This is a genomic window from Malikia granosa, from assembly GCF_002980595.1.
Classification (GTDB): Bacteria; Pseudomonadota; Gammaproteobacteria; order Burkholderiales; family Burkholderiaceae_C; genus Malikia; species Malikia granosa.
Genome location: NZ_PVLQ01000015.1, coordinates 40,090 through 52,996, shown reverse-complemented (window position 1 = coordinate 52,996; position 12,907 = coordinate 40,090). Strand labels below are relative to the sequence as shown.

General features: G+C 71.4%; 11 protein-coding genes. 5 read left to right on the top strand and 6 right to left on the bottom strand.

Features of this window, described 5'->3' with window-relative positions:
- Positions 1-122 precede the first annotated feature (122 nt).
- The 6 genes from C6P64_RS05275 to C6P64_RS05250 are packed head-to-tail and all read right to left on the bottom strand — an operon-like array spanning position 123 to position 6,419.
- Positions 123-1,337: an ABC transporter permease gene (locus C6P64_RS05275; RefSeq protein WP_105747546.1), complete on the bottom strand. Its 1,215-nt coding sequence runs from the start codon at positions 1,335-1,337 to the stop codon at positions 123-125.
- Positions 1,337-2,119 carry an ABC transporter ATP-binding protein gene (locus C6P64_RS05270; RefSeq protein ID WP_105747545.1) on the bottom strand — a complete coding sequence of 261 codons (783 nt, stop codon included), beginning with the start codon at positions 2,117-2,119 and terminating at the stop codon, positions 1,337-1,339. Before C6P64_RS05270 ends, C6P64_RS05275 begins: the two co-directional genes overlap by 1 nt.
- Positions 2,116-3,414: an efflux RND transporter periplasmic adaptor subunit gene (locus C6P64_RS05265; protein WP_105747544.1), complete on the bottom strand. Its 1,299-nt coding sequence runs from the start codon at positions 3,412-3,414 to the stop codon at positions 2,116-2,118. Before C6P64_RS05265 ends, C6P64_RS05270 begins: the two co-directional genes overlap by 4 nt.
- A 5-nt stretch (positions 3,415-3,419) precedes the next feature.
- Entirely contained in the window at positions 3,420-4,898 is a 1,479-nt protein-coding gene (locus tag C6P64_RS05260) for an efflux transporter outer membrane subunit (RefSeq protein WP_245911633.1), read from the bottom strand.
- Positions 4,895-5,440 (bottom strand): RNA 2',3'-cyclic phosphodiesterase, encoded by a 546-nt coding sequence (gene thpR / locus C6P64_RS05255; RefSeq protein ID WP_105747543.1) that lies wholly within the window; start codon positions 5,438-5,440, stop codon positions 4,895-4,897. The genes C6P64_RS05260 and thpR overlap by 4 nt, the downstream gene beginning before the upstream one ends.
- 10 nt (positions 5,441-5,450) lie before the next feature.
- On the bottom strand, positions 5,451-6,419 hold the full coding sequence (locus tag C6P64_RS05250; RefSeq protein ID WP_245911632.1) for a hypothetical protein: 969 nt from the start codon (positions 6,417-6,419) through the stop codon (positions 5,451-5,453).
- 122 nt (positions 6,420-6,541) lie between these two features.
- Between C6P64_RS05250 and C6P64_RS05245 the strand changes: the two genes are divergently transcribed.
- The 5 genes from C6P64_RS05245 (at position 6,542) to rpoH (ending at position 12,880) form a co-directional block, all read left to right on the top strand.
- Positions 6,542-7,825, top strand: coding sequence for a chloride channel protein (locus tag C6P64_RS05245; protein WP_105747542.1), 1,284 nt, complete (start codon positions 6,542-6,544; stop codon positions 7,823-7,825).
- 177 nt (positions 7,826-8,002) lie between these two features.
- Entirely contained in the window at positions 8,003-8,902 is a 900-nt protein-coding gene (locus tag C6P64_RS05240) for a TRAP transporter TatT component family protein (RefSeq protein WP_105747541.1), read from the top strand.
- Positions 8,903-8,916: 14 nt separating this feature from the next.
- Positions 8,917-9,948 carry a TRAP transporter substrate-binding protein gene (locus C6P64_RS05235; protein WP_105747540.1) on the top strand — a complete coding sequence of 344 codons (1,032 nt, stop codon included), beginning with the start codon at positions 8,917-8,919 and terminating at the stop codon, positions 9,946-9,948.
- A 2-nt stretch (positions 9,949-9,950) separates the two neighbouring features.
- Positions 9,951-11,804, top strand: coding sequence for a TRAP transporter large permease subunit (locus tag C6P64_RS05230; protein ID WP_245911631.1), 1,854 nt, complete (start codon positions 9,951-9,953; stop codon positions 11,802-11,804).
- 131 nt (positions 11,805-11,935) lie between these two features.
- A complete protein-coding gene (rpoH, locus tag C6P64_RS05225; protein WP_105747539.1) occupies positions 11,936-12,880 on the top strand; it encodes an RNA polymerase sigma factor RpoH in 945 nt (314 codons plus the stop codon).
- The last annotated feature ends 27 nt before the right edge of the window (positions 12,881-12,907 follow it).

The following is a 12,907-nucleotide window of genomic DNA, read 5'->3' as shown; positions in this document are numbered from 1 at the left end:
TATGGATTCGGGCCCGCGCGATCGATGTCCCGGGCAATGCCCCAGGGTTATCCCTGTAACATCCCGGGAGACAGGAAGGCAAGCGACGTCGACTGGCCCGGGCGCGCCGGGCAAGCGGCGCCTCACTCGTGGCGCAGCGCCTCGATCGGATCCAGCCGCGCCGCGCGCCGGGCCGGGAAATAGCCGAACAGCACGCCAATGCCGGCCGAGAACAGGAAGGCCAGCAGGTTGATGCCGGGCTGGAACACATAGGGCATGTCCATCACGCCGGCCAGGCCGAAGCTGGCCAGCGCCGCCAGCGCCATGCCGATCAGGCCGCCCAGGCTGGACAGCACCACCGCCTCGACCAGGAACTGCAGCAGCACCTCGCGCTCGAGCGCGCCGATCGCCAGCCGCAGGCCGATCTCGCGCGTGCGCTCGGTCACGCTGACCAGCATGATGTTCATGATGCCGATGCCGCCGACCAGCAGGCTGACCGCCGCCACCGCGCCGAGCAGGGTGGTCATGACCCGGGTCGTGCCCGACAGGGTATCGGCCAGCTGCTTGGTGTCGAGCACGTTGAAGTTGTTGTCGTCGCCCTCGGCGAGCTTGCGCCGCTCGCGCAGCAGCTCGGTGATGCCGGCGCTCACGCGCGCCGCGTCGCTGCCGTCCTGCATCGACACCAGCAGGGTCTGGACCCGGGTATTGCCGGTGACGCGGCGCTGCAGCGTCCTGATCGGCAGCAGCACCAGGTCGTCTTGGTCGTTGCCGAAGGCGCCCTGCCCCTTGGATTCGAGCAGGCCGATGACCTCGCAGGACATCTGCCGCACGCGCAGCTGCTCGCCGACGCCGCTGCGGCTGCCGTAGAGCTCGCGCCGCACCGTCTCGCCGATCAGGCAGACGGCAGCGCCAGCGCGCAGTTCGTCGGCGCTGAACTCGCGCCCTTCGCGCAGCTGCCAGTTGCCGGTCTGCAGCCAGCCGTTGTGGCTGCCGATCACGCTGCTGCTCCAGTTGCGGCCGTTGGCGACCACGGTGGTGCTGGTGCGCGCCTCGGGCGCGACCGCGCGCACGCCGCCGATCTGGGTCGCGATCGCCTCGGCATCGGACTCGCGGAAGGAAGGCCCGTAGAAGCCGGTGCTGCCGGGCCCGCCCATCAGGCGCTGGCCGGGGCGCACCTGCAGCAGGTTGCTGCCCAGGCCCGCGATCTGGTTCTGGATCGCCAGCGTCGCGCCCTGGCCCAGCGTGACCATGGTGATCACCGCCGCGACCCCGATCACGATGCCGAGCACGGTCAGGAAGCTGCGCAGCAGGTTGCGCCGGATCGAGCGCCAGGCCAGCACGAAGGTGGTGAAGAACATCAGTGCGCCTCCGTGGCAGCCGCATCGGCCCGCACCGGCTGCAGCCCGACCCGGTCCGGGTTCAGGCGGTCGCTTTCGATCCGGCCATCGACGAAGCGCACGATGCGCCCGGCATAGGCCGCGATGTCGGCCTCGTGGGTGACCATCAGCACCGTGATGCCCTGCTCGAGGTTCAGGCGCTGGATCAGCTCCATGATCTCGTGGCCGCGCTGGCTGTCGAGGTTGCCGGTCGGCTCGTCGGCCAGCAGCACCTGCGGCTGGGTGACGATCGCGCGCGCGATCGCGACCCGCTGCTGCTGGCCGCCCGAGAGCTCGGCCGGCGTGTGGCCGGCCCAGGGCAGCAGGCCGACCTGCTCGAGCGCTTTTTGCGCCGCCGCATGGCGGCTGGCGGCCGGCTCGCCGCGGTAGACCAGCGGCAGCTCGACGTTCTCCAGCGCCGAGGTGCGCGCCAGCAGGTTGAAGCCCTGGAACACGAAGCCGAAGTAGCGCCGCCGCAGCCGCGCGCGCTCGTCGCGCGCGAGCGACTGGACCTCGACGCCGCGGAACAGGTAGCGGCCGCCGCTGGGCTGGTCGAGCCCGCCCAGGATGTTCATCGTGGTCGACTTGCCGGAGCCGCTCGGCCCCATGATGGCGACGAACTCGCCAGCCTGGATGTCGAGGTTGACGCTCTTCAAGGCCTGGAATGCGGTCTGGCCCGAGCCATAGGTCTTGCTGATGCCGCGCAGGCGGATCAGCGGCTGGGCCGGGTCGGCACGGCCTGGCGTGGCGACGGTCGAGGTCAAGGCTTGCCTCCGCTGCCGCGCTGGTCGGTGATGACCTGGTCGCCTTCCTTGAGCTCGCCGCCGACGACCTCGGTCATGCGCCCGTCGCTGATGCCGGCCTCGACCGCCACCGCGACCGGCTGGCCCTGGCGCAGCACCCAGACCTTCTTGGCGCCGGCCTTGCTGTCGGCGCGCGCGGTCTTGCGCGCGCTGGTGGGCGGGCGCGGCATCATCATCGACAGCACGCCGCCGCCCTGGGCCTGGCCGTTGACCGGCGTGAAGCGCAGCGCGGTGTTGGGCACCAGCAGCACGCCCTGGCGCTCGGTCGCGACGATGTTGGCGCTGGCCGTCATGCCCGGGCGCAGGCTCAGGTCCTGGTTGTCGACCTCGAGGTAGGTGGTGTAGGTGACGACGTTGTCGGTCTTGGTCGGGCCGAAGGCGACCCGGGTGACCTCGGCCGGGTACTGGCGTGTCGGGTAGGCGCCGACGCTGAAGCGCGCCTTCTGGCCAACCTGGACCGCGCCGACATCGGCCTCGTCGACGCTGACCTCGACCCGCATGCGGCGCAGGTCCTCGGCGATCGTCATCAGCGTGACCGCCTGCAGCGAGGCCGCCACCGCGTTGCCGGGCTCGACCGCGCGCGACAGCACGATGCCCTCGATCGGCGAGCGGATCGAGGCCTTGGACAGGTTGGTCTCGTCGGTCGAGAGGGTGGCGCGGGCCTGTTTGATGCCGGCGCGTGCGCTGTCCTCGCTGGCGCGGGCGCGATCGAGCGCGGCGCGGCCGGCATCGAGCTCGGCCGCCGACGGCACCTTGCCGCCCGACAGGCGCGCGACTTCTTCCAGCCGGGCCAGGCTGGCCTGCGACTCCTTGAGGGTGGCGGTGGCCAGCGCGAGCTGGGCCTGGGCAGCAGCCAGCGCGGCGCGCGAGCGGCTGACCTGGTCCGACAGCTTGGCGGTGTCGAGCTCGACCAGCAGCTGGCCCTGCTTGACCTTGTCGTTGACATCGACCGAAACCCGGCGCACCGTGCCCGACAACTCGCTGCCGATGTTGACCGAGCGCGTCGGCTGCACCGTGCCGTTGGCCGAGACCGTCAACGTGAGGTCGCCGCGCCCGACCGGCTCGGTCACATAGGCGGGCCGGGCCTGCTGCGCCTGGCGGCCCGACCAGTAGTACAGGCCCGCGGCCAGGGCGAGCAGGACCAGCGCCAGCACCCACCAGAACGGACGGCGCCAGCCGCGCGGCGGGCGGTCATTGCCGAGCAGCTGGGCGACGGGATCGGGGGTGGACGGAGCGGAGGCGTCAGGGGTGGTCATGGGAGTCAGGGATGGGAGGCGGCATCGGGCGTCCAGCCGCCACCGAGCGCCAGGTACAGGCGCACATGGTCGGCGCTGAGCGCGGCGCGGGTGGTCTCGAGCTCGCTCTGCGCGGACAGCAGGGTGCGCTGGGTGTCGAGCACGGTGCGGAAATCGATCAGGCCGCTGGCATAGCGCTGGCGCGCCAGCAGTTCGGCATTGGCGGCCGCCTCGGCCGCGGCCTGCAGGCGCAGCAGCCGCTCGCGGTCGCCGGCCAGCGCGGCCAGCCCGTCCTCGACCTGCTGCAGCGCGGCGAGCAGCGCGGTCTCGTAGCCGAGGCGCGACTGCTCGAGCGCGGCCTGCTGGGCGCGCACCTGCGCGCGCGCCGCGCCGCCATCGAACAGCGAGGCGCTCAATCCCGCCAGCAGGCTGCGCGTCAGCGAGCTCAGCTCGAACAGGTCGGCCGGCCGCGCCGCCGCCAGCCCGAGCGAACCGGCGAGCTGGAAGCTGGGCCAGCGCGCCGCATCGGCCTGCTCGACCCGCGCCAGCGCCGCCAGCACCCGCTGCTCGGCCACGCGCAGGTCGGCGCGCTGGCGCAGCGTATCGGCCGGAAAGGACAGGGCCAGATCCGCTGGCGGCAGCGGCACCGGCCGCACCGTCTCGAGCAGCGGCTGGCTGGCCGCCGGCACCTGGCCGCCGAGCAGCGCCAGCGCGTGCGCGGTCTTGCTCAGGCTGGCGCGCAGCGCCGGGATCTGGGCCCGGGTCTGCTCGGCCGCGGCACGCGCCTGCTCGAGATCGAGCGACGAGGCCAGGCCGGCCTGCACCCGCCAGTCGGTGATCTGCAGGGTATCTTCCTGCGCCGCCAGGTTGGCGCGCGCGATCGCGAGCCTGGCCTGCAGGCCGCGCAATTCGATGTAGCTCAGCGCGACCTCGGCTGCCAGGTCGACCCGCGCCTGCTCGAGGTCGTAGCGCGCCGCCTGCAGCTCAGCCTCACTGGCACTGATGCTGGCACGCTGGCGGCCGGCCAGGTCGGGGTCCCAGGCGGCGTCGAGCCCGGCGCGCCAGCTGTTGCCGACCGCGGCATCGCCGCTGCGGCCGCGCTGGACCGAGGCGCTGGCGCCGACTTCGGGCCAGCGGCCGGCCTGCGCGACATCGCGCAACGCACGCGCCTGCTCGACCGCGGCCCGCGCGCTGCGCACGCTGGTGCCGGCCTGCAGCGCCTGCTCGACCTGGGCCACCAGTTCGCGGTCGCCGAAGCCGCGCCACCAGAGCGCAAGCCCGGTCGGGCCAGGCGCAGTGCGGGTCCGGCCGGCAGCGATGGCCGGCGCTTGCGACCACTGCTGTGGCAGCTCGAGCGGCGTCACGACAGCGGGGGCATCGCCCGGCTTGGCCATGGCGGTCTGGGCCCTCGCCCATCCGGGCACCAGGGCCAGCGCGAGCGCCAGTCCGCCCAGCGCCCAGCCGGCAGCACCAGCGAAGCGAGTCTTGCGGAGCGGCAGCGTCATCGGATCGAGGGAGGTTCGGGTTTGCATCGATGGACAGGATATTGCTGCACCGCATCGTAACGCCAGCGCGGATCAGCCGTGGAACGGACCAGGGCATAGCCCCGCACCGGCCAGGCGATCCGCGGCGGCTCGAGCGGCAGCTGCGCCCCGACGGCCGAGCGCGCCAGCGTCAGGTGCGGCCGGTAGGGCCTGGCATCGGGCAGCAGGTCCAGGCACTGCATGGCATGGCCAAGCGCCTGGTGCAGGCGCAGCAGTGCAGGCGGAACCTGCTCGCAGGTCAACACCGCGATGCCGCGCCACAGCTCGGCCCGGTCCAGCAGCAGCTCGAAGGGTTCGACCTCGACTGCCAGGCCGGCGCGCAACCCGGCCAGCCGCTCGGCTGGCAAGTTGCCCAGGAAATGCAGGGTCAGGTGCCAGTCGGATTCGTCGTAGCGCCGGGCGGCGTCGGGCCAGCCCCAGCACAGCGCCTGCTCGCGCAGGGCCGCGCGCACTTCGGCATCGGGCCAGAGGGCCAGGAACAGGCGCAGGGTCGGTGGCGGCATGGACGGGCCTTCAGTTCGCCGCCGCGCGGTCGGCGGCCAGGCGCGCGAGCTCGCGCCGCTTCATCGCCAGGTAGTCGTCGCGGTCGAGCTCGTGCAGCTGGCGCGCATGGCGCTCGGTCGCGTCGAACCAGGCCTGCAGGCGGCGCTCGGTCCGCTGCGACGCCGGCAGGGCCAGCGCGTCCAGATAGGCCTCGACCGCCAGGTAGTAGCGCAGTGTGTTGCGCTCGACCGCGCCGCGCAGGCCTTCGATGTAGACCGGGCTGCCATCGGCCTTGCGAGCGACGACGCTGAAGCCCACCTTGTCCCGGCCCAGGGTCGCCAGATAGCCCTGCAGCGCCAGCCGGGCCGCCAGCCCATGGCGGTAGGAATAGTTCAGCCGCAGGAAGCTGCCACCCTCGGCCAGCGGCGCCAGCTCGAGCATGAGGCGGAAGTCGCGCGTGCCCAGCGGGCCCTCGGCGGCCTCCAGCCGCAGCGCCAGGTAGTCGGGCTGGCTGGTCAGGATGCGATAGCCGAGTCCCAGGTCGAAGGCGTCCTCCACCGGCTGCTCATGCTTGCGCCCGATCGCGATCTGCAGCCGGCGGTCGGCGCCCGATCCCAGCGCCAGGCAATGCTTGACATTGAGGTGCAGCATCAGGATGTCGCACCAGGCCTGCTGCGACTGCAGTGCCGGCGCCGCGAGCGCGAACGGCTGCGCGATCACGGCATGGATCTCGCCGCTCAGGCGGTCGCCGCGCTGCACCGACTCGAGCAGCAGCGGGCGGCCGAAGGCGCTGTCGGCCAGGGCCGACCGCAGCTCGGACTGGCGTGCGCGCAGGGCAGCGCCATCCTGCGCCCAGGCCGACGGAGCCAGCCACAGGCCAGCCGACGCAAGCAGCAGCCAGGCCGGCAGGCAAGGGATGCGAGGCCTGGGACGGATGAAGCCGGTCGACCGGAATCGACCCGCCCTGGCCGTGACAGCGGTGATGGCGGCAATCGGCATGGAGCACTCCCTGAATGCGGCACAAGCCATTCTAGGTCGGCCGGCGGCCTGGCAGCAGCCGGTCTCCTCCGGGGCTCGGCGGATCGATCGGGTAAGCGCTGCCGATAAGATCGGGGCCTCCCATGAAGCCCGATCGCGCCCATTCCCGCCTCCCGCCCATCGCCAGCCTGAGCGCGCTCGGGCGCGGGCTGCTGCTGGCCGCCGCGGTCGCGCTGCTGGCGGGCAGCGCCTCGGCGCTGTTCCTGCACGCGCTCGACTGGGCCACGGCCACGCGCCTGGCCAGCCCCTGGCTGCTGGCCGGCCTGCCGCTGGCGGGCTTTGCGGTCGGCTGGGCCTATCTCAAGCTCGGCGGCCGCTCGGACGGCGGCAACAACCTGCTGATCGACGAGATCCACCAGCCGCGCCAGACGCTGCCGCTGCGCATGGCGCCGCTGGTGCTGCTGGCCACCGTCGTCTCGCACCTGTTCGGCGCCTCGGTCGGGCGCGAAGGCACGGCGGTGCAGATGGGCGGCGCGCTGGCCGACCAGCTCGCGCGCGCCTTCCGGCTGGCGCGCGAGGAACGCCCGGTGCTGCTGATGTGCGGCATCGCGGCCGGCTTCGGCTCGGTGTTCGGCACGCCGCTGGCCGGCGCGCTGTTCGCGCTCGAGGTACTGGCCATCGGTCGGCTGCAGCATGCCGCCCTGCTGCCCTGCCTGGTCGCCGCGCTGCTGGCCGACCGGGTCGCGCTGCTATGGGGCGCGAGCCATTCGCACTACGCGGTCGCGCCCTTCGGCCAACTGTCGCTGCTGCAGCTGGGCGCACTGCTGCTGGCCGGCGCGCTGTTCGGCCTGACGGCGCGGCTGTTCGCGGGTGCCAGCCATGCGCTGGCCGCGCAGTTCAAGCGCCGCATCGCCTGGGCGCCGCTGCGCCCGCTGCTGGGCGGCTGCGTGATCGCCGCGCTCGCCTGGAGCCTGGGCGCCGAGCGCTACCTGGGCCTGGGCCTGCCGGTGATAGGACAGGCCTTCGAGCAGCCGCTGCCAGCCTGGGACTTCGTCGGCAAGCTCGCGTTCACCATCGCCTCGATCGGCTCCGGCTTCAAGGGCGGCGAGGTCACGCCGCTGTTCTTCATCGGCGCCACCCTGGGCAATGCGCTGGCGCCCTTGCTGCAGCTGCCGCTGGACCTGCTGGCGGCGGTCGGCCTGGTCGCGGTGTTCGCCGGCGCGGCCAACACGCCGCTGGCCTGCACGCTGATGGCCATCGAGCTGTTCGGCACCGCGCTGGGCATGCCGGCGGCCCTGGGCTGCGCGGCCAGCTACCTCTGCTCGGGCCCGCAAGGCATCTACCATGCCCAGCGCCCCGGTGCCGGCAAGGCCGCCAGGCCCTTGCCCACTGCCCCACCGGCTCCGCCGGCTCCCCCAGCGACCTGAGGAACGGTAGCGCGCGGCAGCTGGCGCCAGCTGGGACTGCAGGGCGGCATGGCGCGGCGGCGCCGCGCTTGACGAGTCACGATTTCTTCACGCAGCCCAGATAGATTCGACGGCTTGAATCGAGCAGGCCGACCCTGCGCGACCCCATCGTTTGTCGACTGCCCCACAGGGAGCCGAATGACCATGCCTTGCGGCTACCTGAACCGTTTTCTCTCGCTGGCCCTGCTGACGCTGTGTTGCGCGCTGGCCGCCTGTTCGCCACGCCAGCTCATCGTCCAGGGCGTGGGCGACGCGCTCGCCAGCCAGGGCCAGGCGCAGGAGGAAGACCTCGAGCTCGCGCGCGAGGCCAGCGCCTTCTATCTGAAGCTGTCGGAATCGCTGCTGCGCGAATCCCCGGGCCAGACCAAGCTGGCCGAAGCGGTCGCGGCCGGTTTCACCCAGTACGCCTATGCCTTCGTCGCCTTCGAGGCCGAGAAGCTGGCCGCGCAGGACGCGAAAAAGGCGCAGCAGCTCGACCAGCGCGCCCGACGCCTCTACCTGCGCGCGCACCGCCATGCCATGGCCGCACTCGAGCAGGCCCGGCCTGGCTTTGCCCAGGCCCTGGCCCAGCCCGATCCGCAGCGCTGGCCCCGCATCGCCGAATCGCAAGCCGGCCTGGCCTACTGGGCGGCCGCCTCCTGGGGCGCCTATATCTCGCTGTCCAAGGACGATCCCGAGGTGGTGGCCGACCTGCCGCTGGCGGTGCGCCTGGCCGGACTGGCCTGGCAGGCAGAACCGAATTTTGGCGACGGCGCGCTCGCCAGCCTGATGGGCAACTTCGAGGCGGCGCGCGCCGGCGGCTCGCGCGAGCAGGCCGAACGCTATTTCGACCAGGCCATCGCGGCCGGTGCCGGCCGCAACGCCGGCCCCTATGTCGCCAAGGCCGAAACCATCGCCCTGCCCGCCGGCGACCGGACCGCCTTCGAGGCCTTGCTGCGCCAGGGGCTGGCCGCCAGCGCCCGGCGCAGCGACCTGTCCAACCAGGTGATGCAGCAGCGTGCCCAATGGCTGCTGGAAAGCGCCGACGACCTGTTCTGACCCGAGCCCTAGCCATGACCAACTTCCCACGCCAGCGCCGCTGGCAAACAATCGCTTCCTCCGCCCTGCTCGCCGTCGCCGCGCTCGCCAGCCTGCCCGCGGCGGCCCAGTCGCTGCGCATCGGCACCCTGGTGCCGAAGAACTCGCTCTATCACCGCCAGTTGCTCGAGATCGGCGAAAGCTGGCGCGCGGCCCAGGGCGGCAACGGCAAGTACCTGGTCTATCCCGACGGCAGCCAGGGCGGCGAGGCCGAGATGGCGCGCCGCATGCGCATCGGCCAGCTCCAGGGCGCCCTGCTGTCGGTGGTCGGCCTGCGCGAGATCGAGCCCTCGATCGCCGCGCTGCAGGTCATGCCGCTGCTGTTCCGCAACTGGGAGGAAGTCGACTACGTGCGCGAGAAGATGCGCCCGGCGATGGAGAAGAAGTTCCTCGACAAGGGCTTCGTCGTGCTGACCTGGGGCGACGCGGGCTGGGTCCGCTTCTTCTCGAAGGAAGCCGCGCTGCGCCCCGACGACTACAAAAAGATGAAGTTCTTCGCCTGGGGCTCGGAGCCCGACCAGCAGGGCATCATGAAGAGCCTGGGCTACACCCCGGTGCCGCTCGAGACCACCGACATCCTGCCGGCGATCCAGACCGGCATGATCAACGTCGTGCCCTCGACGCCCTACTTCGCGCTCGCGACCCAGATCTACACCAGCGCACCGCACATGCTCGAGATCAACTGGGCACCCATCGTCGGCGCCCTGGTGGTGACCAAGAAGTCCTGGGACGAGATGAACCCCGCCACCCAGGATGCCCTGCGCAGCGCCAGCGAGAAGGCCGGCGTCCAGCTGCGCGCCAAGGCCAGGCAGGAAGTCGAGGAAGCGGTCGATGCGATGAAGAAGCGCGGCCTGGTCGTGCACCGCCCGAATGCCGAGCAGATGAAGGAATGGACCGCGCTGGCCGAACAGCTCTACCCGCGCATCCGCGGCACCATGGTGCCGGCCGAGACCTTCGATGAAGTCATGGCCCACCTGAAGGCCTACCGCGCCGGCAAGGGCAAGTGACCGTGAGCGCTGCATTTTCTGCCCGCCTGAAGCGAATCGAGCGCGCCGACGAGCTGCTGTCCTCGCTGGCGCTGGTGCTGATGGCGCTGATCCCGGCCGTCGAGATCCTGCTGCGCCCGCTGATGGGACGCGGCATCGAGAACGCCCCGGTGCTGGTCCAGCACCTGGGCCTGGTGCTGGCGATGTTCGGTGCGCTCGCCGCCGAGCGGCATGGCCACCTGACGACGCTGGCCGGTGGCGCCCGCGTCGACGGCGCCCGTCCGAACCCGCTGCTGCACGCCTTCTCCCATGCCGTGGCCGCGCTGGTCTGCGGCATGCTGGCGGTGGCGAGCTGGCGCCTGGTCGCCAGCGAGATGGAGGTCTCGCATGTGCTGGCATACGGCATCCCGCTGTGGTGGGTGCAGGCCAGCATGCCGCTGGGCTTCGCGCTGCTGGGGCTCAAGCTGGGCGCGCGCTGCCTGCCCATGGCCTGGGGCAAGCTGGCGGGCAGCCTGCTCTGTCCGCTGGCCGGCCTGCTGCTGGCCTGGCAGTTCGACGGCAGCGCGCTGCCGATCTGGCCCGGCCTGTTGCTGCTGCTGGCCGCCTTGCTGGCCGGGGCACCGATCTTCGCGGCGCTGGGCGGACTGGCGCTGCTGCTGTTCTGGCAGGACGGCATGCCGCTGGCCTCGGTCGCGCTGTCGCACTACCAGATCACCGTCAACCCCTCGCTACCCGCGCTGCCGCTGTTCACGCTGGCCGGGCTGGTGTTTGCCCGTACCGGCGCCGCGCGCCGGCTGGGCGACCTGTTCGTCGCGCTGTTCGGCCAGGGCGTGACCGGCACCGTGCTGGCGGCCGCCGTGCTGTGCTCCTGCTTCACCGCCTTCACCGGCGGCAGCGGCGTCACCATCCTGGCCCTCGGCGGCCTGCTGCTGCCCCTGCTCAAGCAGGCCGGCTACCCCGAGCGGCGCGGCATCGGCCTGGTCACCAGCGCCAGCGCGCTGGGCGTGCTGCTCGCGCCCTCGGTGCCGCTGATCATGTACGCCATCATCGCCCGGGTGCCGATCAACACCATGTTCCTGGCCGGCCTGCTGCCGGCAGCCGTGATGGTGGGCTTCCTGCTGATCTGCGGTGGCTACCTCAGGCGCGGCCAGGCCTCTGAAGCTGCCAGTTCGGCCCTCCCGGCCAGCCAAGTCACCGCGGCCCCGCGCGACCGACGCCTGATCCTGGCGGCAGCCTGGAGCGCCAAGTGGGAAATCCTGGCCCCCTTCGTCGCGATCGGCTCGCTGGTCAGCGGCCTGGCCACGCCGACCGAGAGCGCCGCGCTGACCGCGCTCTACGCCGTGCTGACCCAGGCGCTGGCGCACCGCGAGCTGTACTGGCGCCTGCTGGGCCAGGCCTTGAGCGAATCGGCCCAGATCATCGGCGGCGTGCTGCTGATCCTGGGCATGGCGCTCGGACTGACCAACTACCTGATCGATGCCGGCATCCCGGACGCCGCGATCGAGGCGGTGCAGGCACTGATCCCGAACAAGTTCGTCTTCCTGCTGGCCCTCACGCTGTTCCTGCTGCTGGCAGGCGCGCTGATGGAGATCTTCGCCGCCATCGTGGTGCTGGTGCCGCTGCTGTTGCCGGTGGCCCTGAGCTACGGCATCGACGCGGTGCACTTCGGCATCATCTTCCTGGCCGCGATGGAGATGGGCTTCCTGTGTCCACCGGCGGGAATGAACATCTACTTCTCGTCGGCCATGTTCGGCAAGCCGGTGCGCTATGTCGCCCAGGCCGTGCTGCCCGCGCTGCTGGCGATCTTCCTCGGCACGCTGGCGATCGCCTGGCTGCCGGTGCTGGCGACCGGATTGCCCGGGCTGCTGCTGCCCTGAGGCTGGCAAGGCTTGCAAAAGCCGGCAATGACCCCAATCTGCCTTGCGGGATTGGAACTTTCCTCTTAGCACTCGATCCAACAGAGTGCTAATATTCGAGCATCCCCACAAGGGAAGGAGGAAGCCAAGACATGACCGCCATCGCCACCACCCACGCCCTGGCCCAACCCGCAAGCGGCTGGGGCCGGAGTTCGCTGACGCTGCCCCCGCTGGGCAATCTGGACGCCTACATCAGCGCGGTCAACCGCCTCCCCCTGCTCTCGGCCGAGGAAGAACGCGACTATGCGCGCCGGCTGCAAAAGCATGGCGACCTCGAGGCCGCCGGCAAGCTCGTGATGTCGCATCTGCGCCTGGTGGTCTCGGTCTCGCGCCAGTACCTGGGCTACGGCCTGCCGCACGGCGACCTGATCCAGGAAGGCAACGTCGGCCTGATGAAGGCGGTCAAGCGCTACGACCCCGAGCAGGGCGTGCGCCTGGTCAGCTACGCGCTGCACTGGATCAAGGCCGAGATACACGAATACATCCTGAAGAACTGGCGCATGGTCAAGGTCGCCACGACCAAGGCCCAGCGCAAGCTGTTCTTCAACCTGCGCTCGATGAAGCAGGGCTTCAAGGCCGACGCGGTCGATGCCGATACCCACCGCGAGCGCCTGAGCGAGCACGAGATCGACGTCGTCGCGCGCGAACTCAAGGTCAAGCGGGAGGAAGTCATCGAGATGGAAACCCGGATGTCGGGCGGCGACCTGCTGCTCGACCCGAGCCCGGGCGATGACGGCGAGGAAGCCTACGGCCCGATCGCCTGGCTGGCCGATGCGCGCCACGAGCCGACCGCCGTGCTCGAGGCCACCCAGCGCGACCTGCTGGCCAGCGAAGGCATCAGCGAGGCACTCGATGCGCTCGACCCGCGCTCGCGCCGCATCGTCGCCGAGCGCTGGCTCAAGGTCAACGACGACGGCTCGGGCGGCATGACGCTGCACGAACTCGCGGCCGAATACGGCGTCAGCGCCGAGCGCATCCGCCAGATCGAGGTTGCGGCGATGAAGAAGATGCGCAAGACGCTCGAGGCCTACGCCTGACGGCAGCCGCCCCAGCCTGCCGCTGAC